Origin of the sequence: Streptomyces sp. NPDC048506 (assembly GCF_040651315.1) — a bacterium.
Classification (GTDB): Bacteria; Actinomycetota; Actinomycetes; order Streptomycetales; family Streptomycetaceae; genus Streptomyces.
On record NZ_JBEZIX010000057.1, the window covers coordinates 1 to 23,688 of the forward strand.

At 70.4% G+C, this 23,688-nt stretch carries 23 protein-coding genes and 2 pseudogenes; 14 read left to right on the plus strand and 11 right to left on the minus strand.

Going from position 1 to position 23,688, the window contains the following annotated elements:
* Positions 1–898: 898 nt before the first annotated feature.
* Positions 899–2,164, minus strand: coding sequence for a hypothetical protein (locus AB0C96_RS34835; protein ID WP_362923162.1), 1,266 nt, complete (start codon positions 2,162–2,164; stop codon positions 899–901).
* A 190-nt stretch (positions 2,165–2,354) separates the two neighbouring features.
* On the opposite strand from AB0C96_RS34835, the gene AB0C96_RS34840 reads away from it, so the two are divergent.
* Entirely contained in the window at positions 2,355–3,572 is a 1,218-nt protein-coding gene (locus AB0C96_RS34840) for a hypothetical protein (RefSeq protein ID WP_362923256.1), read from the plus strand.
* A gap of 147 nt (positions 3,573–3,719) precedes the next feature.
* Here AB0C96_RS34840 and AB0C96_RS34845 read toward each other — a convergent pair.
* Positions 3,720–4,169: pseudogene (locus AB0C96_RS34845) on the minus strand (recombinase family protein); the annotation flags it as partial.
* A gap of 79 nt (positions 4,170–4,248) precedes the next feature.
* Here AB0C96_RS34845 and AB0C96_RS34850 point away from each other — a divergent pair.
* Both AB0C96_RS34850 and AB0C96_RS34855 read left to right on the plus strand, forming a co-directional pair.
* Positions 4,249–4,380: pseudogene (locus tag AB0C96_RS34850) on the plus strand (flavin reductase family protein); the annotation flags it as partial.
* 587 nt (positions 4,381–4,967) lie between these two features.
* Positions 4,968–5,762, plus strand: coding sequence for a Pr6Pr family membrane protein (locus AB0C96_RS34855; RefSeq protein ID WP_362923163.1), 795 nt, complete (start codon positions 4,968–4,970; stop codon positions 5,760–5,762).
* Between the two features lie 207 nt (positions 5,763–5,969).
* Here the strand turns inward: AB0C96_RS34855 and AB0C96_RS34860 are convergent, their stop codons facing one another.
* From AB0C96_RS34860 to AB0C96_RS34875, 4 genes are read right to left on the minus strand one after another with little or no spacing between them, the layout of a single operon-like run.
* Complete coding sequence (locus tag AB0C96_RS34860; RefSeq protein ID WP_362923164.1) at positions 5,970–6,584, minus strand: ATP/GTP-binding protein; 615 nt, start codon at positions 6,582–6,584, stop codon at positions 5,970–5,972.
* Complete coding sequence (locus tag AB0C96_RS34865; RefSeq protein ID WP_362923250.1) at positions 6,532–6,975, minus strand: DUF742 domain-containing protein; 444 nt, start codon at positions 6,973–6,975, stop codon at positions 6,532–6,534. Before AB0C96_RS34865 ends, AB0C96_RS34860 begins: the two co-directional genes overlap by 53 nt.
* Before the next feature lie 51 nt (positions 6,976–7,026).
* Entirely contained in the window at positions 7,027–7,503 is a 477-nt protein-coding gene (locus AB0C96_RS34870; protein WP_362923165.1) for a roadblock/LC7 domain-containing protein, read from the minus strand.
* The gene (locus AB0C96_RS34875) at positions 7,484–9,853 is read right to left on the minus strand and encodes an ATP-binding protein (RefSeq protein WP_362923252.1); all 2,370 of its coding nucleotides are present in this window, start codon (positions 9,851–9,853) and stop codon (positions 7,484–7,486) included. Before AB0C96_RS34875 ends, AB0C96_RS34870 begins: the two co-directional genes overlap by 20 nt.
* A 566-nt stretch (positions 9,854–10,419) precedes the next feature.
* Here AB0C96_RS34875 and AB0C96_RS34880 point away from each other — a divergent pair.
* Complete coding sequence (locus AB0C96_RS34880) at positions 10,420–11,562, plus strand: substrate-binding domain-containing protein (RefSeq protein WP_362923167.1); 1,143 nt, start codon at positions 10,420–10,422, stop codon at positions 11,560–11,562.
* 202 nt (positions 11,563–11,764) lie between these two features.
* Here AB0C96_RS34880 and AB0C96_RS34885 read toward each other — a convergent pair whose 3' ends face one another.
* From AB0C96_RS34885 to AB0C96_RS34895, 3 genes are all read right to left on the minus strand, one after another.
* Positions 11,765–12,643, minus strand: a complete 879-nt coding sequence (locus AB0C96_RS34885; RefSeq protein WP_362923168.1) for a universal stress protein — start codon at positions 12,641–12,643, stop codon at positions 11,765–11,767.
* 58 nt (positions 12,644–12,701) lie between these two features.
* Complete coding sequence (locus AB0C96_RS34890) at positions 12,702–13,079, minus strand: carboxymuconolactone decarboxylase family protein (RefSeq protein WP_362923170.1); 378 nt, start codon at positions 13,077–13,079, stop codon at positions 12,702–12,704.
* 270 nt (positions 13,080–13,349) lie between these two features.
* The gene (locus tag AB0C96_RS34895) at positions 13,350–13,616 is read right to left on the minus strand and encodes an Hsp20/alpha crystallin family protein (RefSeq protein ID WP_362923172.1); all 267 of its coding nucleotides are present in this window, start codon (positions 13,614–13,616) and stop codon (positions 13,350–13,352) included.
* 247 nt (positions 13,617–13,863) lie between these two features.
* On the opposite strand from AB0C96_RS34895, the gene AB0C96_RS34900 reads away from it, so the two are divergent.
* From AB0C96_RS34900 to AB0C96_RS34945, 10 genes are all read left to right on the plus strand, one after another.
* Entirely contained in the window at positions 13,864–14,022 is a 159-nt protein-coding gene (locus AB0C96_RS34900) for a hypothetical protein (RefSeq protein WP_362923173.1), read from the plus strand.
* A gap of 126 nt (positions 14,023–14,148) precedes the next feature.
* A complete protein-coding gene (locus AB0C96_RS34905) occupies positions 14,149–14,604 on the plus strand; it encodes a hypothetical protein (protein ID WP_362923175.1) in 456 nt (151 codons plus the stop codon).
* Positions 14,605–14,633: 29 nt separating this feature from the next.
* Complete coding sequence (locus AB0C96_RS34910) at positions 14,634–15,542, plus strand: V-type ATPase subunit (RefSeq protein ID WP_362923177.1); 909 nt, start codon at positions 14,634–14,636, stop codon at positions 15,540–15,542.
* On the plus strand, positions 15,529–16,935 hold the full coding sequence (locus AB0C96_RS34915) for a V-type ATPase 116kDa subunit family protein (protein ID WP_362923179.1): 1,407 nt from the start codon (positions 15,529–15,531) through the stop codon (positions 16,933–16,935). The genes AB0C96_RS34910 and AB0C96_RS34915 overlap by 14 nt, the downstream gene beginning before the upstream one ends.
* Complete coding sequence (locus AB0C96_RS34920; protein ID WP_362923180.1) at positions 16,932–17,354, plus strand: ATP synthase subunit C; 423 nt, start codon at positions 16,932–16,934, stop codon at positions 17,352–17,354. The genes AB0C96_RS34915 and AB0C96_RS34920 overlap by 4 nt, the downstream gene beginning before the upstream one ends.
* Positions 17,355–17,356: 2 nt before the next feature.
* Positions 17,357–17,578, plus strand: a complete 222-nt coding sequence (locus AB0C96_RS34925) for a V-type ATP synthase subunit F (protein ID WP_362923182.1) — start codon at positions 17,357–17,359, stop codon at positions 17,576–17,578.
* Positions 17,575–18,102 (plus strand): hypothetical protein, encoded by a 528-nt coding sequence (locus AB0C96_RS34930; protein WP_362923184.1) that lies wholly within the window; start codon positions 17,575–17,577, stop codon positions 18,100–18,102. Before AB0C96_RS34925 ends, AB0C96_RS34930 begins: the two co-directional genes overlap by 4 nt.
* 5 nt (positions 18,103–18,107) lie before the next feature.
* Positions 18,108–19,868: a V-type ATP synthase subunit A gene (locus tag AB0C96_RS34935; protein WP_362923185.1), complete on the plus strand. Its 1,761-nt coding sequence runs from the start codon at positions 18,108–18,110 to the stop codon at positions 19,866–19,868.
* A complete protein-coding gene (locus AB0C96_RS34940; RefSeq protein ID WP_362923187.1) occupies positions 19,865–21,247 on the plus strand; it encodes a V-type ATP synthase subunit B in 1,383 nt (460 codons plus the stop codon). The genes AB0C96_RS34935 and AB0C96_RS34940 overlap by 4 nt, the downstream gene beginning before the upstream one ends.
* Positions 21,248–21,252: 5 nt before the next feature.
* A complete protein-coding gene (locus tag AB0C96_RS34945; RefSeq protein WP_362923189.1) occupies positions 21,253–21,885 on the plus strand; it encodes a V-type ATP synthase subunit D in 633 nt (210 codons plus the stop codon).
* Positions 21,886–22,058: 173 nt separating this feature from the next.
* Here AB0C96_RS34945 and AB0C96_RS34950 read toward each other — a convergent pair whose 3' ends face one another.
* Both AB0C96_RS34950 and AB0C96_RS34955 read right to left on the minus strand, forming a co-directional pair.
* The gene (locus tag AB0C96_RS34950; protein ID WP_362923191.1) at positions 22,059–22,304 is read right to left on the minus strand and encodes an acyl carrier protein; all 246 of its coding nucleotides are present in this window, start codon (positions 22,302–22,304) and stop codon (positions 22,059–22,061) included.
* Positions 22,301–23,686 carry a 2-oxo acid dehydrogenase subunit E2 gene (locus AB0C96_RS34955; RefSeq protein WP_362923193.1) on the minus strand — a complete coding sequence of 462 codons (1,386 nt, stop codon included), beginning with the start codon at positions 23,684–23,686 and terminating at the stop codon, positions 22,301–22,303. The genes AB0C96_RS34950 and AB0C96_RS34955 overlap by 4 nt, the downstream gene beginning before the upstream one ends.
* Positions 23,687–23,688 lie beyond the last annotated feature (2 nt).

Below are 23,688 nucleotides of genomic sequence, written 5' to 3' on the forward strand. Positions count from 1 at the left end.
ACCGACGAGACCACCCTGCCCACCGAACTCACCGCATAGCCTCAAAACGAGATCACCGAGTGGCCGTCGATACACCACTCCAGCGGACGTGACCGCGGGCCAGGCGGAAGACCACACCATGGCTTTGTTGTTCGGCTGCTTGCTACTCGCAGTGTGCGTCACCATGCTGGTTGCGCGGCTCGTTGGGGCGCACAAGCGCGCGGAGCATCAGGAACGGCAGTCGGCCCGGACGGACTGAAGCAGCCGTCGGACCGGGGACGGCAGAACCGGAACGTGGAGGTTCAGATGACTACGCGAGTCAGGTTCCAGTGTTTGTGTGGGCATGGGCGATACGAGCATGACGGACCGCCACACCACTTCGACGCGTGTACCCAATGCGCATGTGAGGGGTACGTATACGCGGCCCAGGCCGCTGCGCAAGAGCGGACATCCAACACCACATCGCAAGAGTCGGATGCGGAGCGCCAACCGCACCCCTCCTGTCCTCTGCAAGATCCCGACTGCCAAGGCTTCCACCCCACGATCGGCTGGTGAGGACGCGCCTCCGGGTCAGTCATGTCCGGTTCCTGCGCCGAGCGCGTTCTTCACTCCGTGGACGGTACGGACGAGGTCGAGGCTCGCGAAATGCGAACGCGATTTTGACTCCGCGCCGCCGATGCCGGCCGGTCTGCGGGTGGGCTCGCTAGGGCCTGTCTGATGGGTCGGCGACGACCCGAGACGAGAACTCGTTGGCCACTGTCAACAGGCCTCGTATACACGTGCGTTGACCTCGTTTCTGTAGTCGGGGTTCGGCCACGGGCACCGGTCCCCAAGGCTGGGCTCGGGGTAGAGACGCGGAAGGCCCCGCACGGAAAACCTTGGGTTCACGTGCGGGGCCGCGCTCACGGGGTGGGGGCCGTCAGACTCCGGTCAGGGTGTACGTACCCGTACCGTCCTGCCTGCCGCTGGAGTACTGGCGGATCAACTCACCGTCCGCGTACCGGTCGTGGCCCATCATGGAGCCGGTGTACTTGTTCTGCACACCGATCTTCGAGCTGCCGGGTACGTCGCGGTAGATGTAGAACCGCTGGAGGTCGTCCTCCCCGCAGGTGGCCGTCGTCAGGTAGGCCTGCTCCTGGTTGGCGATGTTCGCAGGGATGGTCGCGCATCCGCCGTTGCCCCAGTTCCACAGGGACGCCTCGATGACCCCGTTGTGCTCCGTCACGTTGCACAGCCGCCAGTTGTCCAGGTGGGCGCTGAGGAAGGTAGATTCGCGCAGGCGGATGCCGTCGTTGGCCAGGAGCGGTGCGCTCCAGTTCAGGGGCTTGCCGGGGACGTCGATCTTGTAGACGGCGGGTTGGCAGTTCAGGGCGGCCCGCGTGGCGGGGGCCGGGCTCCCGGTGGCCTTCACGCTCTTCTCAGCCTTGGCGGCTTTCTCGGCTTCGTGCCTGGCCTTGGCGGCCTTCGCCGAGGGGACCGGCCCGGCCGGGTGCTTCGCGGTGGCGGTGGCGGAGCCGCAGTCGAGGAGGTCCTGCGCCTTGCGCATGATGCTGTTGGCAGGGACCTTGTCCTCGCAGCGCACCGCGCCTTCTTCGAGCGTGGTGTAGGTGGTGTAGCTGCCGGTGTCGGCCCCTTCGATCCACCTCAGCGCCCAACTGCCGTCGTCCTGTTGGACGCGGTTGCAGTTGAGGCTGCCGTACGTACCGGTGACCTTCTTGGTGCCCTTGTAGAGGCCGTAATAGCCGGGATTGCGGAAGTTCCACGTGACGGACGTCGACGTGCTGCTGGTGGAGGTGTAGTTCACCTGCACGTTCAGGCCCAGGCTCGCGCCGACTTTGCCGAGGGTCTCGACGGCGAAGCTACCTTCGACGTTGCCGGTGAGGCCGACGGACACCGAGATGGTCGTCTGGACGCTGGTGTTGACGGACTGGGTACCGGTCGAGCCGCCGGTGACGTACCAGCCTTTGAAGTGGGTGATCGTCGGGGTCACTTCGGAGGTCTTGATGTACGGGTGCCGTGTGCCGAGGTCGGTCGCTGTGCAGGCGCCGCCGGGCTCGGCCTGCGTGGTGGTGGCGGGTGCGGCGGCGGCCGGTGAGACGGCAAGTCCCACGGTGGCTACAGCGGCCGAGGCGGCACAGGCCATGAGTGTTCTGCCTATGCGGCTTACGGGTCTTGTGCGGCGCATCGTTGCCCTTTCCCCCTGGTTGTGTGTGTTCGGTCAAGGGGTGAACGTAGCGGCCACGGGGGTGGTGGTGTGAGCCCGCAACGGGCCAAAAATGATCACGGAGGGGCTTATTTCGCCCCTGTGCGCGCGGGCGCCGGGCCGGTTCGATCCCTGGTGGACCCGTACACCACCGATTGAGGGGAACCACCCTTTGAAACGCGTCAGACACCTGCTCGCGACCGTAGCCGCGCTCGCCCTCACCGCGACCCTCCTCGCCCTGGGCACCTCACCGGCCGCCGCCGCACCCGCCAAGGCCGCCCCCAAGGGCTACGGCACATGCAAGGCCACAGCCCCGGGCTCCCAGGCGCGCCGCCAGGGCACCGGCTGGACCTGTGCCAAGGCGGTGCCCGTCGCCGCCCCTGTCACTGCCACCGAACGCATCGTGCGCGGCGTCTCGGATGGTGCGTGCGCCAACGGCCGGAACTCCGACCGGCACAACTACTGCTGGGGCGAGAAGTTCACGAACTGGGCCTTCGACACCAACGGCAAGGAGATAGGCCGCTCCGTCGTCGAGGCCGTGAGCTTCGCTCGCCTGAGCTCCTCTAGCGGGAAGTGGACGGAGAACATCGCCGTCAAGGCCACCGAGATGGGGGGCAACGCGAAGACCGTGTCGATGGACCTGTCCGCCACCTGCAGCGGCCTGTGCACCGTGGACGCACCGGCCTGGGGCGGCGCGCCCGTCGAGTTGGCGCTGGGCGATGAGAAGACCGGGAACCTGTCCTTCACCTCCACTGTCACCAAGGGCAATTACTCGTTCATCTCCCCCACCTATACATCGTTCGGGGAGATCCTTGACGCGGGCGGCGGCCCTGCGAACCCGGTGACCTGGAACGGCCACGATCTGCGCTGTGATGCGCAGGTCGGCCAGTACCCCGGCTGCATCGTGATGGGACACATGCCCAACGTGACCATCCGCGAATCCGCCTACGGGGCCGCCGCCGTCGCCTACGGGTGGGCGCAGAGCAACCTCAAGGGCGGCAACTTCGGCACCGAGACGAAGCCGCTGCAGCGTAATTCCGGTGGGAAGAAGGAGGCGGCCAAGAAGCGCAGGGAGTCGTGCACGGCGGCCCCGGACCCCTTCAAGAAGGACCCCAGCGTCACGGACGACTCCTGCGACGAGTTTCCCTTCGCCAGCTCCGTGCAGGGTGGCACGAACGGCTCCGAGTGCACGGAGATCATCCCCAGGAAGACCGCCGGGGTGTGGCGCGTCGATGTCGTACGGGACAGCCCCCACGGTAATAACGCGCCCTGTATCCGGGCTCATGTGCCCCTGCCCGAGAACACGGGGGCGGGGGGTGAACTCGGCCGAGCCGTCGTCGCGGACCGCATCCTCGAGATGGAGTGGTACGAGGTGATCATCGCCCCCTAGGCGGCGGGCCTCCCTCCCCGGGCACCCGGGGCACATCATGCGGGCCATGTGGCGGTCGCTGTCGTTGATGAGGTTCATGCGGCCGCCGGTGGCGCCGGTGACCGGGCGCGTGACGTACTCGACGATGTCGATGAGGTCTTCGAGGTCCCGGGGCTGGCGGACCAGCCGGTCGAGGTCGTAGAAGATCACGCCGTCGATGACACCGTTGGCGAGGTCGGCGAGGAGCTGGCGGAATTCTGGGCGCAGGACGATCCAGTCGATGGAGCCGTCGGGCTTGACGACCTTGCGCTTCTTGAAGGCGGAGGTGTCGTTCTCCCGGTAGATCTTGGTGAACGGGCCCCAGCGGAGGTGGGCGCGGGTGTTTGCGGCGTTTTCGAGCTGGCGGTCGACGCCGGCTTCGGGGCCGAAGCGGTCGGAGGAGATGCGCAGGTAGGCGCCGGGGCGTTTGGGGGCGTAGGCGGCCAGGTGGTCGTGGAAGTTGAGGGTGACGTGACCGCCGCGGGCATGGGCGGGGGCCTCGAAGTCCTCCCAGATGGTGGGGGCTGCTGTTCGCACGGTGTTGGCTCCTGGTGCTCGGTGGCTCCCGATACCGGGCACTCTCCGTCGAACTCAGGGGTTTGGTGGTGCCGTGGATCCGCCATAGGATCCGCGGCTGCCCTCCTGGATACTGATCGCCATGCGCATTGACTTTGATCCTGCTGAGATGTCCCGCAACGCCTTCTACAAGCTGCTGACCTCGACGGTGGTGCCGCGGCCGATCGCCTGGGTTTCGACGATGTCAGCGGACGGCGTCCACAACCTCGCCCCTGCGAAGTTCTGAGGAAAGTGGTACGGGGGATGGGACGTTAGTCCAGGTCAGGGAGCTCATGCAAGGGCTCGCATCGGAGTTGAAGCCCTGGCAACCGGCCTTGGCTTGGGCACAGGCTCCTTCTCTTTTCCTCGCCCCGATACCGGCTTGCCCATAAGCCGGTGGGATGTAGAGAGGGCCCTGGTCGTGGTTGGGGCTGCGCGGTCGTTCGCTCGTGTCAGAGGATTGCCGGAGGGTATGAACCGGGGTCCGAGGCATGGTCGGCCTGGCTCGTGGTCGGCGGTGAGTCGGTCGACCGCGGAGGTGCCCGTTGTTGCGGACAGGTAGGCAACGCTGGGCCTTCGAGTGCGTCACGGCCGGCACGTGGATGCTCCCGCGGCTACCGTCTTCGGTGATGGAGCTCACCAGCAGGTTCTTCGTCTGCTGGTGGTACGAGAGCTCCATGCCGATTGACCTGTGCGTTTGGGACGACGGTGACGGTCGGCGGCTCCATGGTCCGTGGCTGGTCCGGAACTTGACTGCTGTTGCCCGCACCCGATCCGGCAGTTCGGGGAGGTGGTCCCGGAGCCGGGCCGTAGGGTGGGCCGATGCTCGATCCGACACCCCCCACCACCTCCACGGCCTCTGCCGCCGCCACCGAGTCCACGACCCGGCCAGGCAGGCCCGACGCGGCGGCCGCCCCCGCATCCTTCTTCTCGGAGGGGCGCCGCCCCCTCGCGGCGGCCTTCCGCACGCTCGCGGCCCTGACTGGGGTCACCGGCCTCGCTCTGGACATGATCGCCTCCCACGACCTGGGCCGACTCTTCAGCTACTTCACGATCCAGTCCAACATCCTGCTGGCCGTCGTCTTCGCCTGGTCAGCCTGTCGCGCCTGGACCGGGCGTCCCGCCCTCTCTCCGCGGATCACCGGCGCGGCGCTGCTCTACATCTGCATCACGGGGCTCGTCTTCCACTTCGTGCTGTCGAACGACTCCAGCGGCTTCTCCATGACCAGCCACCGCACCCCCCTCGAAACGGCCGCCAGCCAGCTTCTCCACACCGCGACCCCCCTCGCCGCCGTCCTCGACTGGCTTGTCCTCACCGCCCCCGGCTCCTTCCTTCTCCGCCGGGCCTGGCAGTGGCTCGCCTACCCCTTCCTCTACCTCCCCTTCGCGCTCGTCCGGGGAGCCCTCCTCGCGCCTGGCACCGACGGCCGCTACCCCTACCCCTTCCTCGACCTCGACCTCCACGGCTACGCCGGTATCGCCACCAACGCCGTCGTCTTCGGCCTGGCCTTCTACGGCCTGGCCCTCGCCCTCGTCCTCCTCGATCGCATACGCCCCCGCCTGTGGGGCCCCCGGAACCAGATTTCCGCTACGGGGGCCGGTCGGCGGGACGGCTGACGCCGACGGCCGGGCGACCCGCATGTCATGGGCCAGTGGGCCACGTCGCGATGCCCGTGCACGGAGTCTGCGCAGAACTCGCCGAGGCACGGGGAGCCGCAGACGCTTTCGGCTCAGCCGGATCCACCAGGACGTCTACCGCAAGCGCGTCGATAGCCCAGCTGGTGACTCCGGGGCCGGGAGACCGCTAGGCGTCCTGTCCGGGAGTCAGCCCGCCGGGGTGCTCTCCGCGCGGGACAGGGCGACTTCCAGCACGACCAGCAGCGCGTCCCGGACCGAGCCCGTCGTGCGTGCGTCGAAGACGATCAGCGGTACGTGGTCGGAGACGTCCAGTGCCCACCGCACCTCGTCGAGTTCGTGGTGGACCTCGCCGTCGAACGCGTTGACGGCGACGGCGAACGGAATCCCCTTGTGCTCGAAGTAGTCCACCGCGGCGTAACAGTCGTCCAGGCGGCGGGTGTCCACGATCACCAGACCGCCGAGCGCGCCCTCGACCACGTCGTCCCACATGAACCCGAACCGGTCCTGGCCCGGCGTGCCGAACAGGTAGAGCTTCAGCGTCGGGTCGATGGTGATGCAGCCGAAGTCCATGGCGACCGTGGTGGTGGTCTTGCCGGGAGTGTGCGAGAGGTCGTCCACGCCTGCGGCGACCTCGGTGATGGCGGCCTCAGTGGTCAGTGGCCGGATCTCGGAGATCGAGCCCACGGCCGTGGTCTTGCCGACGCCGAAGCCGCCGGCGATGATCAACTTGACCGGAACCGGCGGCTGTTCAACCGCTGTCACGGAGTCTGTCCCGTGAGTCGGGGACGGCACGGAGACCATCGATAACCCTTCGCAGTACGGAGATGTCGTGGGTTGTCCTGGCGTTCGGGACGTGGACCGCCAGATGTCCGGCGGTGCGCAGGTCCTCCGCCAACACCCGGACCACGTTGAGGTGGAGGTGCAGCCGGGCGGCCAGTTCCGCGATCGACTGGGGCCGTCGGCAGGCGGCGACGATGTCGCGTTGTTCGAAGGCCAGCGAGTCCAGGACCGAGAGCCCGGACGACGTCGCCACGACCTGGGTCTCGACCGGGAGGGAGGGACCGGCCCCGCCTCCTGCCACCCGGCCGGCGGTCAGCAGGAAGGGCCGGATCGCGGGGGCGCGGCCGGCCGGCTCCGACGGGCCCCGGGCCCCGTCGGCCGTCTTGTCCGGTCCTGGTTCACCGCCGGCCATCATGCTCCTCTTCTCAAGCCCCGCACCTCTGCCTCCGCGGTGTGGGACGGGTCAGCGGGCCGGTGCGGCGCCAGCGGTCTTCTTCAGCTCCAGCACCAGCTGGGGGGTGAGCGCGCTCCCGGCCCGGTTGGCGAAGAGGGTCATCTCGTAGGCGATGTTGCCGAGCTTCGCCTCCTTCGAGGTCACCACGCCGAGGACGGCACCGCAGCCGATGGCCGACACCAGCACATGGCCGCCCTCCAAGTCGATGATGACCTTGTTGAGGCCGCCGAGGCCGTAGTTGCCGGACGCACCGGCGGCCAGGCTCGTCACGCCCGAAACGATCGCTGCGAGCCGCTCGGAGTCCGCCTGCTCGCGCAGTTGGGAGACGGCGATGAGCAGGCCGTCGGAGGATACTGCGATGGCGTCGACGACGCCGGCGGTCTGGGTGGCGAACCGGTCGAGCAGCCAAGTGAAGTCGGCCGCGGCGGCTGTCAGATCGGCGGGCTCCTCCCGCTCGGAACCGCTGTTACCTGTCGGCGTGCTCACTGCCCGACTCCTTCCGGGGTTGCTGGTGTTGCGATGATGCTGGATCCCTCGGGGCAGCGGCGGACTCCTGCTCCGCCCTGCGTACCGCGGCCTCGAACTCGTCCAGTTCCGAGCGGACCGCGTCGGCGTCGACGGGCCGGCGCACGGCCTGGGCCGCAGGGTCGGCCGCGGGGGCGGTCATGCCGAGAGTCGCACCCCGTACCCGCCGTCGCAGCTGCCGGCCGGGCTGTGCCGGACGCGGCTCGACGGCGGGTACGGCCGGCTCCGCGTCCGTGCGGTGTGGCAGGCGCCGGGGGAGTTCGTCGTGCGGAGCGGTGCCGGCCGGCCGCCGTTCGGGCGTGGCGGCGGGGCTCCGCATCGGCAGGGGCGTGGCGGAGGCCGGTGCGGGCCCGGGTACGGGCGCGGTGGACTCCGGCTGGGGCGTCGCCGGGTGCGGTGACGCGTCGTCGTCGGCGTCGGTCGGGCCCGCGCCCGGGGACGGTGCGGCGGCGGGGTTCCCGGCCAGGAGCAGCGTGGCGGGGAGCCAGACGGTGCCGGTGACCCCGCCGCCCGGCGTACGGCTCAGGGTGACCCGTATGCCCGAGCGCCGGGCGAGGTTGCCGACCACGAACAGGCCGAGGACCTTGGTCGGTACGAGGTCGAGGCGCTCCCGCCGGACCAGCCGGGAGTTCTCCTCGGCGAGGCGTTCCGCGCTCATGCCGAGGCCGTGGTCGATGACCTCGATCAGGGCGCCGCCGTCCGCAGTGACGTCGGTGCCGGGCCGGACGACCACCTCGACGGGTGTGTCGGACGGGGAGAACGAGGCCGCGTTCTCCAGCAGTTCGGCGAGCATCAGCGTCAGGTCGTCGACGATGTCGGGTCCGACGGTGACCTCCGTCTCGGACCGCAGGGACACCCGCTGGTACCCCTCGATCTGGCCGAGCGCCGCCCGGATGACGTTGGCCAGGGTGGTCGGCCGGGCCTCCACCTCGGGGTCCCGGATTCCGGCGAGCAGCATCAGGCTGTCGGCGTTGCGCTGGAGGCGTACGGCGATGTGGTCGATGCGATACATCCGCTCCAGGACATCGGGGTCGGACTCCTCGCGTTCCACGGCGTCGATCAGCATCAGCTGGCGTGAGGTGAGGTTGCTGACACGGCGTCCGACGTTGCCGAACATCTCGGCGACGTTGCGGCGGCTGAGCACCTGCCGCTCCAGCAGCGCCGCGGCGGTGACCTGCACCTGGTTGAAGGCCTCGGCCAGGTGACCGATCTCGTCGCGGACCGGAACGGGGATCGGGTGCGGACGCAGCGGGGTGCTGTCCGCCGACTCGTCGTCCTCGACCTTTGCGAGCTCTTCACCGGCCACGTCGACCACCTGTTGGGCGGCGCCGGTCAGGACCGCGAGCGGGCGCACGACCGAGCGCCGGACCAGGACGGAGAAGGTCAGCCAGCAGGCGAAGCCGAGCAGAGCGAGGCCGAGCATCGCCAGCGCGTTGTGCAGGGCGCTCCGGGAGAGGCTGTCGGCCCGGGCGGCGATCTGGTCGATCAGCGACCGGGTGATGTCGAGTCGGGCCTCGGCCTGCCGGGTTCCGGCGCTGATCGCCGCGCGCAGCTGGTGCGGGGTCTGGCCCTGTAGGGAGCCCGGATCGATCTGGAGCTCCGCGAACTGGGCCTCGATGCCGTTCTCCTCGGCGTCCCGCTCGATCCCGTCCAGGCGCAGGACCTGGTCCGGGTCGGCGATCCTGCCGAAGCGCGCCACCTGTTCGTCGTAGAGCTTGTGGGCGCCGACCGCACGGGTGTACTCGGTGAGCGCGTTGGCGTCCCGGGTCTGGGCGGAGAACACCCCGCTCTCGAAGGCCGCGTGGGCGGCGTCGGCGCGCAGCACGGTGTCGAGGAGATAAGTGACCGAGGACGACGAGGTGCCGACGAAGCGGTCCAGGCCCATGCCGTCGATCAGGTAGCCGACCGCGGCAGCGTAGGCGGGATCGATGGTGGCGGCCGGAACCGAGCCCCGTTCGACCTTGTCGCGCAGCACGGCGAGGCCGCGGATGTACTTGAGGGCCTGCGCCTCCTGCTTCGGCAGGCCGGATCCGAAGGCCGAACGCACGGCGGTGACCTGCTGATCGGTGTCCTGCTGTGTCCGCCGGTAGGCGGCGGTGGAGGGCAGGGCGACGCCGGGCCGGGCCGACTCCTGCTCCACGGACAGCAGGAGCGCCTGTCGGTGTTCGGCCTGTACGTCGTTGATCAGCCTGGTGACCTGCTCGCTGTCGCGCACCAACTCCGCGGTCCGGCTGGCGTCCTGGGCCTTCTCCATCTGTGTGTTGACGCCGACGCCCAGCAGCACGCCGACGACCGCGACGGGCGCGATCACCAGGACGTTCAGCTTCCGCCGGAACGGCCACCGGTCGAGGAGGGCGCCTGCCTGCTGACGGAACCGCGGCCTCGACGGGGAACGCTGGGACGGGTCCCGTTCGTGCGGCGGGTCCACTGCGTCCACAGACACCCGGGCCTCCTTACGACGTGCTCCTGAGCGGTGACCGAGGTGTTGTTGTTGCCGACCGCCGACGACGGGGTTGCGCGACGCTCGCCAAGCTCGCTCGCAAAGGCGAGCGAAAAGATCGCGCCACATGTCCAACCGGCCGTGAACACTACCGCTTGCGGAGGCGCATGCAAGCCATGGCTCATCAATGGTCATGCGCCCGTCAGCTCTTTGTCACTTTTGGCCCGTTACCCCCTTGCGAGGTGCCATGCCGGACGCTTGGCCGAGGTGCCGGTCTCCGCGGAGGGATAGCCGTGGATCGGCTCAATTCGGACTGGCGCCGGCACTGGGGGTGTGAACCGTACCTATCGAAGTCGGCTGCCCCGCCGAGCACCGCCACCCGTAACCTGTCTCCCCCACCCCAACCCGTTTCCTCATCGTGCCCTGCGAGGAGCCCCGTGCACCCCACCCGCAAGGCGGTAGCGACAGCCGCCGCACTCCTGGTCATGGCCGCCGCCGGATGCGATTCCGGCACCGGCACCGGCACCACCGCATCCCACCGGAGCTCCCCCCAGTCCGGATGCCCCGCTGCCCTCTCCAGAGCCGAACAGGCCATCAAGAAGGCCGAGGAGGTGAACGCCCCCTGGAAGGGCCCCACCACCGGACCCGAGGCCGTCCACGGCAAGACCGTCGTCTACATCGCCCAGACCCTGACCAACCCCGGCGTCGCCGGTGTCGCCCAGGGCGTCCAGGAAGCTGCCAAGATCGTCGGATGGCACGCCCGCACCCTCAACGGACAGGGCACGCCCGACGGTCTCCGGGCCGCCTTCAAGCAGGCCCTCGGCCTCAAGCCGGACGGCATCGTCATCAGCGGGTTCGACCCCGCGGTCGTCGCGGAGGGCGTCAAAAGAGCCAACAAGGCGGGAATTCCGCTGATCGGCTGGCACGCCACCGCAGCACCCGGCCCCAGCAAGGCCCCGCAGCTCTTCAGCAACATCACCTCCCGGGTCGAGGACGTTGCGAAGATCAGCGCCGACTGGATCATCGCCCGGTCCCACGGCCGCGCGGGCGTCGTCCTGTTCAGCGACACCTCGATACCCTTCGCGAAGCGCAAGTCCGACCTGATCAAGAAGGAACTCGCCACCTGCTCCGGCACCGAGCTGCTGAGCTACACCAACATCCCCATACCCCAGGCCAACAGGCGCTCCATCGGGGAGGTCCGCTCCCTGCTGTCCCGCTTCGGCCGCAAGTGGACCTACTCCGCCGCCATCAACGACCTGTACTTCCGGCACGCCGCCCCCGCCCTGCGGGCCGCGGGCAAGGACGGCGCCGGCGCCCCGTTCAACATCGGTGCCGGCGACGGCGACCCGTCGGCCTTCCAGCGCGTCAACGGAGAGGAGTTCCAGGCCGCCACCGTGCCCGAACCGCTCTCTGAACAGGGCTGGCAGATCATCGACGAGTTCAACCGCGCCTTCGCCGGTGTCCCGGACAGCGGGTACGTCGCCCCCGTCCACATCACCACCGCCGCGAACAGTGGTGGCGCACTGTCCTGGGACTCCGAGGGCTACCGCCAGGCCTACCGCAAGATCTGGGGCGATTGACGCGCCCGCTCGGATGTCCCCGCGGTCGCTGCCGAGCACGCCACCGCCCGGCCAGCCCCAGGCCACCGGCCTGGGGCTGCTGTACGGCGGGCATCTCCCCGGCGTAGTTCGCGGACCGAGGCAGTCGCCGGTGTCGGGGCGGCGGAAATGACCCGGCCCAAGCCGTAGAGGCCACCGATCGACGCGGCACAGGCCGCCGAGTTCACCGGCGGGGGATAACGGCCACCGGACAGTGGGCATGGTGCAGAACGGCGTGCGTGACCCGGCCCAGTGCGGCGCCCATGGCGTGCGTGGGTCTGCGGGTGCCCACCACCAGGAGGTCGGCCTGGAAGGACGCCGCAACCAGCTCTCCGGCTGGGGAGGGCACCCTCACCACACTTTCGGTCACCGGCAGATCCGGAAACTCTGCCCGAATCGATCCGAGCATGCCGCTGCTCGCTGCCGCCTCCGCCTCCGCGGCCGCACGCACAGCGTCGGGCACCGGCGTCATGCTCTCGAGGTACTGGACGAACGACCATGCGCTGAGCAGACGCAGCGACGCCTTCCGTCGCCTGGCGGTCTCCCCCGCGAAGCGCACCGCGTCGAGGTCATCCTCGTCTCGTACGCCAACCACGACGACGCCTGCCTCCGGCCGTTCCGTGCCGCGCACCACGACCACCGGTCCGTTCGCGTGGCCCGCCACTCTCAGCCCGACCGAGCCCAGCAGCAGCGAGGAGAAACCGCCCAGTCCGCGGGAACCGACGATGATCGTTCCCGCCTCTCCGGCCGCTCGCAGCAGGCTCATCGCAGCGGGTTTCCGGCTGACTTCGGTGGTGACTTGCAGGCCCGTGACCCGGTTGGAGGTCAGCTTGGAAGCCTCGTCCACAAGGCTCTGAGCGGACTCGAGGACCAGCCGGAAGGTATCATCCGAGAGCCGTCCCGCCATGGCGTCGACGTCGGTGGCGTGCACGATGCGCAACGGCTGACGACGCAGGGCGGCCTCCTGTGCTGCCCATACAAGTGCCCGTTCGGCACCAGCCGAGCCGTCCGTGCCCACTACGACCGGACCGTCCGCCCGACTGTCGCAGGTCCGTGTGTTCATGGGACCTCCTCACAGCTCTCTGATCACCAGCATCAAGCGCGCAAGGCGCATGCGTTTTTCAGGTGGCCGAGGAGGGTTGCGTGTTCGTGTGCCCGGCGTAGAACTCGTTGAATGCTGCGAAGGCTCGGGCTCCGTAGATGGTGCCGGGTCCGCCGTTCATCAGGAAGGTGACGCCGAGGGTCTCGGCTGCTTCCTGCGGCGTCGCACCATGGAGCACGGCCCCGTGCGCGTGGGCTGCGATGCATCCGTCGCACTGCTTGCTCACCGCGATGGCCAGGGCGATGAGCTCCTTGGTCTTCGCATCAAGCGCACCGGCGCGCAGTGCCGCATCGTGGAGTTCCTTGTAGCCCTGGTAGACGTCTGGGATCGCGTGACGCAACTTGTGTGTAGGCGGGCGCAGTTCCTCGCGTACGGCTTGGCCATAGCTGATGCTCACGATGCATTCGCCTCTCTGTCAGTGACCTGCTCGAACAGGCAGACGCTTTCGATAGCCGCCGCAGCCGCACCTGCGAGGTGACGACGCTGCCCTCGTCGTGGGTGTCGAATCACATCAGGTGCCCTGGAACACCGTGACCACGGGGAACTCCACACCGAACGAGTCCGGCCCCGCTCGGGCTTGGAGTTCGCATTCGCCTCGCGGGTATGTCGCGGGTGTGGACGGCCATCTGCGCCGTCCACACCCGCCGACCGGCACCATGCGGCTGGGTCAGCCTTCGATCTCGATGTGGCGGGGCTTGGCCGCCTGTGTCTTGGGGATGGTGACTGTGAGGATCCCGTCGACGAGGCTGGCATGAACGTCCTCGGTCCTCACCTCGGTAGGTAGCAACGCCCTGTACTCGAAACGCCCCGCGCGGCGCGTGGCGCGGCGCAGCACGCCTTCGCGTTCCTTCAGCTCCCCGGTGATGCACAGTTCCCGTTCGCTGACCTCGATGCCGACGTCCTCGCGCTTGACGCCGGGCAGCATGCTGCTCACCTCCGCGGAATGTGAACTCGAAGAACCTTTTCGACTCCCTTCCATCCTGAGCGGTGACGGCTCGGTCGGCGACCTGGACCGTCCGACCTCGCTGTCACCCGGTCGGGCTACCCCACTTGGCTCAATCAGGTAGGCAGACCTTGCATGGGGACAAGTGGGCGGGAGCAGGCTCGCCCACGTCCAGGAGGTCCGATGTACGAGATGCGCGCCGGCCCCGCGACGACCAGCAGGCTGGGACCTGTGTGGCATGTCATGTGCCGACAACGACGGCTGCACCACCTTGTGCGGGCGGCGCCTGGCCCGAGCCGAGTACCTCGCACAGTGGGACGCGCCCACAGAACGCTGCTGCTCGCTGTGCATCACCGCAGCCGAGGCGACATTGCAGGTCCAGCTGCACCGACCGTGACGACATGCGGGCGCAGAGCCGGTCGGCCCTTGAGCGGGGAAGGGCGGCCCAACTCCACGAGACGCGGTCGTCCCCAGCGTGGACACTGGAACCGGATCGGCGGGGCAGACTCGTAGGAGAGCTGTTGTGGCGGGATTCCGGGATTTCTTGATGCGGTTCCGGCCGGTCGGCCTGCCCGGCCCGGCCGCTGCGGGAGGGGTGCCCGCGGACCGGGCGGCGGAGCTTACGGCCGAATTGGAACCGCAGCTCGCTCTTCTGCGCGAGGCGGAGTCTGAGGCGCGGACGATACGGGAGCAAGCGTCCGAGGAAGCGGCGCGGCGCCGGGAGGCGGCCGAACGGACGGCCACGGATATCGTCGGGCAGGCCCACGCCGCGGCCCAGCGTGTGCGGGAAGAGAGTGCCGCCCGGATCCATGACGCCACCGAAGCCGAGGCTGCGGCACTCCTCGCGGCCGCCGAAGGCGATGTCGCCGCCCTGCGGGACCGAGTCGAGCGCCACATGCCCGCACTCGTGGACCGCGTGGTGGCCGGAGCGATCGAGGACCTGGCCGCCCCGGACGACGCGCGGCCGGAAGGGGGTTGACCGCAGTGGGCGCCGGTTGGGTAGCGGGCGTGACCCGAGCCAGGGCCATGCTGTCCCGGTGCCTGGGCATCTCCGGTGCCCGGGACGTGGCCGGCGCCGCGACGCTCGACGACGCCCTCAGATATCTGGCGGCCACGCCGTACCGCCGCGATCTCGACTCGGAAGCCGGGCTGGCCGACGCCCAGCGGGCGGTCTCGGCGACCCTGCTGTGGCATTTGCGGGTACTCGGCGGGTGGCAGCCGCGCGCGGGAGCGGCCGTGCTTCGACTGCTCGCTTCCGGTTTTGAGATTGCCAACGTCGACGACCACGCCCGTGCGTTGTCGGCTGCGGAGCCTCGTCCGCCTGCCAAGCCCTATCGGCTCGGCTCACTGGCCATCGCGTGGCCGAGGTTGTCCGGGACCAGCTCACCGGCTGAACTGCGGGCCGCGCTGGCCCGCTCGGTATGGGGCGATCTGGGAGCAGACTCCGCGGCAGGGGTGGCTATCGGTATGCGCATCACTGCTGCCGAGCGGACTGCGGCGGGCGTACCGCAAGCGGTGCACTGGGCGGCGGGGCGGCTCGCGCTGCTGGTGGGCCGCGAGATGTTCCTCGCCGACCGCGCCCTGACGCCGTCGTCCGCGCGCCGAGCCGCGCGGGTCCTCGGTTCCGAGGCCGTGGGCGCCGCGTCGTTCCCCGACTTCCTGCGGCGTCTGCCGGCTACTGCGCGCTGGGTGGTGGACGGCATCGGGACGCCGGCGGACCTGTGGCGCGCGGAGACGAGGTGGTGGATCCGGCTGGAACAGGATGGACGCGATCTGATGCGCGGCTCCGGCCTCGGCTCCTCGCCCGTCGTGGGCGCCGTCGCCATGCTCTCGGCCGATGCGTGGCGGGTTCGGGGCGCCCTCGAACTGGCCGCGCGCGGTGGCGGATCGCTGGAGGACTTCGATGCCCTGGTCTGAGGCCGTGCGGCCGGTCCGCATGCAGCGGGTGGCGATCGTCGCGCCGCAGGAGACCCTGCGCGAGACGCTGATCCGCATCGCCGAGGCCGGCAATGTTGAGATCGACCGGATCGACGACCCCGCGCATGCCGCTCCCGGCCCGGCGGCACGCCGACTGCAGCGGATGCGTACCGAGCCCTCGGGCGCCCTCCTGTGCGCGGTCCCACCGGACCTCGACGCCCTCGAACAAGCGGGCCAGACCGACCTCTTGGCGGGCGAGGCGCAACTTGAGGAGCGGATCGGCAGTGCCGTCCGCCGCGGGACAGTGGCGGCGCTCGCCGGATGGTGCCCCGCCGTCGAAGTACGCCCGACGGCCGCGCGCCTCGCCGATGTCGGGGGCGTTCTGGTGCCGATGCGGACACCCAGCGGCACCGATCCACCGACTTTGCTGCGCGCCACCGGCGTTGTGCGTGGCGCCTTCGCCCCACTGGTGGGCACGTACGGCACCGTGCCGTACGCGGACCTCGACCCGACCATGCCCGCCGGCATCGTCTACGTGGTCATGTTCGGCGTGATGTTCGGCGACGCCGGGCACGGGGCGCTGCTGCTCCTGGCCGCCCTGCTGCTGTATCTGGGGCGGCCGCGCAGACTGGCGCCGCTGCGGCGCCTGTGGCCGTTCGTGGCCGGAGCCGGGCTGACCAGCAGCGTGGCGGGCGTCATGTACGGGGAGTTCTTCGGCCCGACCGGCGTGCTGCCGGTGCTGTGGCTGGACCCGCTGGACCAGCCGATGCGCCTGCTCGCCGCCGCGATGGGGCTCGGCGCCGCGCTCCTGACCCTGGCGTACGGGGCGGGCGCCGTGAACCGCTGGCGGGAGGGCGGACCGGCGAACGCCCTGTACGCGGCGTCGGGCATCGCCGGCGCCCTGCTCTTCCTCGGGCTCGCCGTGCTCGGCGGCGGGGCTTACCTGGGCCGCGCCGGCTACGCGCTCGGCGGCGGCGTGCTGGCGTTCACCGGTCTGGCGCTGGCGGGATCGGGGCTGTTCACGGCCACCGCGGGCGGGGTCGGAGGCGCCGCGCAGACCGGGGTCCAGCTCTTCGATGTTGTGGTACGCCTCGGCTCGAACGTGGTCTCCTTCGCGCGGCTTGCGGCCTTCGGGCTCACCCATGCCGCGCTGGGCGATGTCGTCTGGCGCGGCACGACCGCACTGGCCGGCAAGGGGGCGGCGGCACTGCTGGGGGCCGTGGTCGTCTTCGCCGTCGGTAATGCCCTCGCGTTCGCGCTGGAGGCGCTGGTGGCCGGGGTGCAGGCGCTGCGGTTGGAGTTCTACGAATTGTTTTCCCGGGTCTTCGAGACGCAGGGCCGTCCCTTCCGTCCTTGGCACGTTCCCGTACAGCACACGGAGGTGGCGTCGTGATCGCCTGGCTCATCGCCCTGCCCGTCGTCGCGGTGGCCTTCCTCGGCACACGCTTGTTGCTGCGGCGGCGCGGCCGGGCGGCCGTCCGGCTGATCGTCGCGGCCGACGTGGCTCTGCTCGTGGGCGGGCTGGCCCTGCTGACGGTGGCCCTGAGCGGCGCACCCGCCCAGGCATCGGGTACCCAGGCCACCGCCCATGCCTCGGGTTCCGGTTCGGCGGCTTTGATCGGGGCCGCGATCGCGGTCGCCGGGGCATCGATCGGCGCAGCGATCGCCGTCGCCTACACCGGAGCCGCCGCGCTGGCGGCATTGAGCGAGCGGCCCGAGCTGTTCGGGCGGGCGATGGTCATCGTCGGACTCGCCGAGGGCATCGCCATCTACGGCCTCGTCGTCGCGATCATCCTCATCGGGAAAGCCTGACCATGGGTCGTGTGGCAGCCATCGGAGAGCAGACCCGGGTGGCGGGGCTGGCCCTGGCCGGCGTGACCGTCCTGGTCGCCGAGGAGCCGGCAGCCGTGCACCGGGCATGGCAGGACCTGCCGCAGGACGTCGCCATGGTGATCGTCACCCCGGCCGCCGCCGGCGCCCTGGGCCCGACGCTGCTGGAGAGCCCCCGGCCACTCACGGCGGTGATGCCGGCATGACGCGCCCGGCCCCGGATCACGCGGCCGCCGCCCTCGAACCGGTGCGGGACCGGCTGCTGCGCTCGGCCCGGGCCGCCGCCGAGGAGTTGCTGGCCCGCGCGGACTGTGAAGCCGAGGCACTGCTCGACGCGGCCAGGGCCCAGGCCGCGGCGATCCTCGACGACGCCCGCCGCCAGGGCGAGGCCGACGCGGCCCGGGGGCGCACCGCGGAACTGACCCGGGTCGGCAGGATCACCCGCGCCCGCGAACTCGGCGTGCGCAGGCATGGCTACGAGGAACTGCGCCGCCGTACCACCGAACGCGTCCGCGAACTGCGGCACACCGCGGACTACCCGGCGATCCGCGACCGGCTGTACCAACGGGCCCGCCGACTCCTCGGCCCGGACGCCGACATCACCGAGCACCCCAGAGGGGGATTCGTGGCCCAGGCGCGGGGCCGTCGGGCCGACTGCACCCTGGACGCCCTCGCCGCCCGTGCCCTGGACAGGTTCGGCGCGGAGGCGGAGACGTTGTGGGCACCGTGAGGGGCGTGCCCGAGGCAGCCGCTATGGACGGCCGACCGGAGCTGCCCTGCCACATCCTGCGGGTCGCCGGCCCGCTGGTCGAAATGGAGTACGCAGACGGCACGGCCATGTACGACCTGGTCGCCCTGGGCGATGCCGGCCTGCCCGGCGAGGTGGTGGCGATCAAAGGGAACGTGGTCACGGTCCAGGCGTATGAGTACACCGGCGGTCTCGCCCCCGGGCACAGCGCCCGACCCCTGCGTATCCCGCTGTCCGCCCGGCTCGGTCCCGGTCTGCTCGGTGGAATCTTCGACGGCCTGCTGCGCCCGCTGGCGGGCAGCGGCGAATGGCTTCTGCCCGGCGCGAGCGCGACCGGGGACCGCAACCGCTCGTGGCGGTTCACACCCCGGGTGAGGGAGGGGGAGCGGGTGTCCGAAGGCCAGATCCTGGGCGAGGTCCAGGGCACCGGACCGGTGCCCGTGCGGATCCTCGTACCGCCAGGCGCCGGTGGCACGGTGGAGCGGATCGTCCCCGAGGCGGAGCACCCCGAGCGCGCGGCGCTGGCCGTCGTCGGCGGCACCGAGGTCCGCATGACCGTCGACTGGCCCATCCGCCGCCCGCGCCCGGTCCGCGAACGCCTCGCCGCACAGCACCCGTTGAACACCGGGCAGCGCGCGATCGACCTGCTCTTCCCCGTGGCACGGGGCAGCACGGTCGCCGTACCCGGAGGCTTCGGCACCGGCAAGACGGTGCTGCTACAGCAGATCGCCAAGTGGTGCGACGCCGACGTGATCGTCTACATCGGCTGCGGAGAGCGCGGCAACGAGATGGCCGACGTCATCACCGAACTGGCCGCGCTCGAAGATCCCCGCACCGGAGGGCGGCTCGCCGAGCGCACGGTGACGATCGCCAACACCTCCAACATGCCGATGATGGCCCGCGAGGCGAGCATCCACACGGGAACCACGGTCGCCGAGTACTTCCGCGACATGGGGTTCGACGTAGTGGTCATCGCCGACTCGACCTCCCGGTGGGCCGAGGCGCTGCGCGAGTTCGCCTCCCGTACCGGTGCGCTGCCGGCGGAAGAAGGCTATCCGGCGAGTCTGGCCTCCGCGATCGCCGCCTTCTACGAACGAGCGGGCTCGGTCACCACGCTCGGCGGTGACCAGGGTTCGGTCACCGTCATCGGCGCGGTCTCGCCGCCCGGCGGCGACATGACGGAGCCGGTCACCGCCCACACCGAACGGTTCGTACGCTGCCTGTGGACCCTCGACCGCGACCTCGCCTACGCCCGCCACTACCCGGCTGTCTCGTGGGCGGGCTCCTTCTCCCGTGACGCGGAGATCCTCGCCTCCGCCCACGCGGAAGCCGGCGACCTCGACTGGGCCGCCCGGCGCGCCCGGACAGCCGGACTGCTGGCCGAGGCGGACCGGCTGGCCGACCTCGTCGACCTGATCGGCATCACCGCGCTTCCCGCCCAGGAACGGATCAGCGTGCTCGGCGGACGGCTGATGCGCGAGGGCGTCCTCCAGCAGAGCGCGCTGTCGGCCCAGGACGCCTACTGCGGTGCGGACAAGGCCGCAGCTCTGGTCGAGACCGTCCTCGCGGTCGTCGACCGGTGCCGGGAACTCGTCGAGTCCGGCGTCCCCGCCCCGGTGATCGAGGAGGCGGACTTCGGACCGTTGCTCCGTACCCGCGAGGACGTCGGCCCCGACGATGCCGCAGGCGTCGCGACCCGGCGGGACGCCATCCTTGCCGCGCTCGCCGGACTGCGGGAGGCGCATTGACCGGCTGGGGCGAGATCGAGTACACGGCGATCCGCGAACTGCGCGGTCCCCTCGCCGTCGTCGAGGGGGTGGCGGGGATCGGCTGGGACGAGTTCGTCCGGATCACGCTCGACTCCGGCGAGGAGCGGCACGGACTCGTGCTGGAGGTGGACCGTGGACTCGCCGTCGTACAAGTCCTGGAGGACACCGCCGGGATGGATCCGGCGGGGGTCCGGATGGCCTTCGCCGGTGGGCCGCTGCGTATCCCGGTCGGTTCCGGCTGGCTGGGCCGCATGTGCAACGGCCGCGGTGAGCCGGTCGACGGTGGGCCGCCGGTCTTCGGGTCGGTCACCGCGGCGGTCGGCGGGAACCCGATCAACCCGGTGCGCCGGGAACCTCCCGCGGAGCCGGTGCTCACCGGCGTCGGAGCCGTGGACGCGCTCACCACGCTCGTACGGGGCCAGAAGCTGCCGGTGTTCTCCATCGCGGGGCTGCCGCATCTGGAACTGGCTGCCCAGATCGCCGCCCAGTCGACGGCGGCCGGGGAGGCGTTCAGCGTCGTCTTCGCCGGTATGGGGCTCACCCACGCCGACGCCTCCTTCGTCCGCGACGCCCTGGAGGAGCGGTCCGCCGCGGGAGAGTTGGTGCTGCTGCTCAACACCGCGGACGATCCGGTGATCGAACGCATCCTGACCCCGAGGATCGCGCTCACCGTCGCCGAACACCTCGCCTTCGACGCAGGCAGGCACGTGCTCGTGGTCATGACCGACATGACCAGCTACGCCGAGGCGCTGCGCGAGGTCTCCGCGGCACGCGGCGAGATCCCCGCCCGCCGCGCCTACCCCGGCTACCTCTACAGCGACCTCGCCTCTCTCTACGAGCGTTGCGGGCGCATCCGGGGCCGGCCCGGCTCCGTCACCGTCCTCCCGGTGCTCACCATGCCCGCCGGCGACATCACGCATCCGGTGCCGGACCTGACCGGGTACATCACGGAGGGGCAGATCGTGCTGTCCCGCGAGACGCACGCGCTCGGCGTGTACCCGCCGGTGGACGCCCTGTCGTCGCTCTCCCGCCTGATGCGCAAAGGAGCCGGGCCCGGCCGCACCCGGCCCGACCACCTCGATGTCGCCGCACAGATGCTCGCCGCCCTCGCCCGCGCCCGGCAGGTCCGCGAACTCGCCGACCTGGTCGGGCAGACGGCGCTCAGCCCCACCGACCGCCGGTACCTGGACTTCGACGAGGCGTTCCTGCGGCGCTTCGTGCACCAGCGACGTGACGAACTGCGCACGCTCGACGAGACGTTGGAGAAAGCCTGGCAGGTCCTGCTCGACCTGCCCCGCAGTCAGCTCGACATGCTCCCGGGCGCGCTGCTGGACACGCACGGCGCTGAGCGGGGGTGAAGGCGATGGCCACCCTCCGGATTCCCCCTGGACGTGCCGGACGGCTGCGTCTGCGGCGCAGTCTGGCCGTGGCCGTGCGTGGCGCCGACCTTCTAGAGAAGAAGCTGAGCATCCTCCGTACGGAGCACCAGCGCCTCGTACAGGCCGAACAGGCCGCTGCCGCCGCCTGGCACGAGCTGCTGGGGGAGGCCGAGACCTGGCTGCTGCGTGGGCTCGTCCTGAGCGGGGAGCGCGCTCTGGACGCGGCAGCGGCCGGCCTCGCTCCGGCGGAGGTCACCTTCGGCTGGACCATGTTCATGGGGGCCCATCACCCGTCAGAGGTCTCCTGTACGGTCCCGGCTCGCCCGCCGACCGCCGCCGCACCGGGCAACACAGCCCTGATCAACGCCGAAGTCACCTACCGGCGAGCGGTGGTGGCAGCCGCCGACTACGCCTGCCACCAGGCCGCCGCCCGCATCGTCGGCGCGGAGGTGCTCAGCACCCGCCAACGGGCCCGGGCGCTGCGGCGCCACTGGATTCCACGCCTGCAGGACGCCCTCACCCAAGTGGATCTTGCCCTGGAGCAGAACGAGCACGAGGACGCCGTCCGGCGACGGTGGGCTGCTCACGTGGGGGAAGAGGGCGAGCCGTCCGGCTGACGTGCCACGAGGATGTCGCAGCTGACGACCCGGACGGCGAGCGCGGGCCGGATTCTGACCGCACGGCGTGACCGGCTGACTCCTGCTCGCCGGACCCGGCGCAGTCGGCGCGTGCCCGCCTCAGCCACCCCGGCACCCCCCTGGCCTCTGCCGACACGTTTGGCCAAGGCACCTCACTGCGTGCGGGCGACGAGGAAGTCGGCGCTTGAGGACAGCGTGGTGAGCTGCGGGGTGTCCTCGTCGTCGATGCGGACACCGGTGCGGTCACTGAGGGTCTCGATGAAGCTCAGGAAGTCCAGCGAGTCCATCTCCAGGGCGTCGCGGAACGTATCGTCGGGCCCCAAGGTGGCGAAGTCGGCGTCGGGGATGACGCGGGCGATAGATTCCTTGACGATGTCCAGTGCTTCGGTACGGTTCACAGCTGCTCCGGATTCTGCAGGAGGCGGTCGATCGCTGTCAGGAAACGGGCTCCAACGGCACCGTCGGTTGCTCGGTGGTCCGCCGACAGGGTGGCTGTGACGACGGGCCGTACGCCGAGCAGTCCGTCGACGGCGCACGGCCGGTCGACGACCCGTCCGAAGCCGACCAGCGCCACTTGCGGGGGATAGATCACTCCGAGGACGCTCTCCACACCCTGATCCCCGAGATTGGTGACCGTGATCGTGGAGTCGGACACCTCCGAACCGCGAAGCCGGCCCGTGCGGGCGCGGGCGACCAGATCCTTCAAGCCGGTCATCAGCTGGGGAAGCCGGAGGGTGTCGGCGTTGCGCAGGGCGGGAGCGACGAGCCCCCCGCCACGCAAGGACACCGCCACGCCGAGGTGTACGCCGTCGCCGGCAGTGAAGTGGTCGTCGGTCCAGAAGCCGTTGAGCTGAGGGACCTCCCGGGCCGCGAGGGCCGCTGCCTTGAGCAGCAGGGCCGCGGGAAGCAGCCGCCCGCCGACCGGGCTGCGCCGGTTGTGCTCGTGCAGCCAGTTCATGGCGGCGGCCAGGTCGACGGTCGTGGACAGGTAGTAGTGCGGAATGTCCCGATTGGCGCGGGCCATCAGTCCGGCGATCGCCTGGCGCATCGCGGCTGTCCGGTCTTCAGGAGAGCGCACCGGGGCGGCGAGGTGGCGCGAGGGTGGGGCGGTAGTTGCCGGGCCCGGGGCTGCCCTGCGTACGTCGTCGGCGCGGACGGCACCGTCTTTGCCGGTTCCCGTCACCGTGGCCAGGTCGACGTCCAGTTCGGCGGCGAGCCGTCGGGCGAGTGGGGTGGCCCGTAGCCGCGATGACGGAGCCACAGCCACGGTGGCAGTGGCTGCTTGCTCGATGTCGGTCCGGGTGACGCGCCCGCCGGGCCCGGATCCTTGCAGGGCCTCCAGTTCGATGCCGCTCCGCTCCGCGAGGTGGCGGATCAAGGGGCCCGCCTCGATGTGCCCGCGCTTGTGGGCAGCGGGCGGCGCTGGAAGACGGGCGGGTTCGGGCCGGGTGGGGGGCGCCGCACGTTTCGGTGCCGCCGGGACTGGTCGTTTCTCCTCGGCCTTCTCGGCCTTTCGAGGCTTCTCGCGCTGCTTGGGCTCTTCTGCGGTCGGCTCGATCAGCGCAAGCGGCGTGCCGACGGCCACCGTCGTACCCGGCTCGACCAGCAGCCTCACCATCGTCCCGGTCTCGAAGCACTCCACCTCGATCAAGGACTTCGCGGTCTCGACAACCGCGACGGGATCGCCCTTGCGGACCCGGTCGCCGGGCTGTACCAGCCACTCCTGGAGCGTGCCCTCGTCCATGTCGGCACCCAGGGACGGCATGGTGAACTCGGCCATGG

Coding starts and splice junctions, on each gene's coding strand:
- AB0C96_RS34835 (WP_362923162.1), bottom strand. CDS start 2,164: ATGCGCCGCACAAGACCCGTAAGCCGCATAGGCAGAACACTCATGGCC.
- AB0C96_RS34855 (WP_362923163.1), top strand. CDS start 4,968: ATGCTCGATCCGACACCCCCCACCACCTCCACGGCCTCTGCCGCCGCC.
- AB0C96_RS34860 (WP_362923164.1), bottom strand. CDS start 6,584: ATGGTCTCCGTGCCGTCCCCGACTCACGGGACAGACTCCGTGACAGCG.
- AB0C96_RS34865 (WP_362923250.1), bottom strand. CDS start 6,975: ATGGCCGGCGGTGAACCAGGACCGGACAAGACGGCCGACGGGGCCCGG.
- AB0C96_RS34885 (WP_362923168.1), bottom strand. CDS start 12,643: ATGAACACACGGACCTGCGACAGTCGGGCGGACGGTCCGGTCGTAGTG.
- AB0C96_RS34900 (WP_362923173.1), top strand. CDS start 13,864: ATGTCATGTGCCGACAACGACGGCTGCACCACCTTGTGCGGGCGGCGC.
- AB0C96_RS34915 (WP_362923179.1), top strand. CDS start 15,529: ATGCCCTGGTCTGAGGCCGTGCGGCCGGTCCGCATGCAGCGGGTGGCG.
- AB0C96_RS34925 (WP_362923182.1), top strand. CDS start 17,357: ATGGGTCGTGTGGCAGCCATCGGAGAGCAGACCCGGGTGGCGGGGCTG.
- AB0C96_RS34930 (WP_362923184.1), top strand. CDS start 17,575: ATGACGCGCCCGGCCCCGGATCACGCGGCCGCCGCCCTCGAACCGGTG.
- AB0C96_RS34945 (WP_362923189.1), top strand. CDS start 21,253: ATGGCCACCCTCCGGATTCCCCCTGGACGTGCCGGACGGCTGCGTCTG.
- AB0C96_RS34955 (WP_362923193.1), bottom strand. CDS start 23,686: ATGGCCGAGTTCACCATGCCGTCCCTGGGTGCCGACATGGACGAGGGC.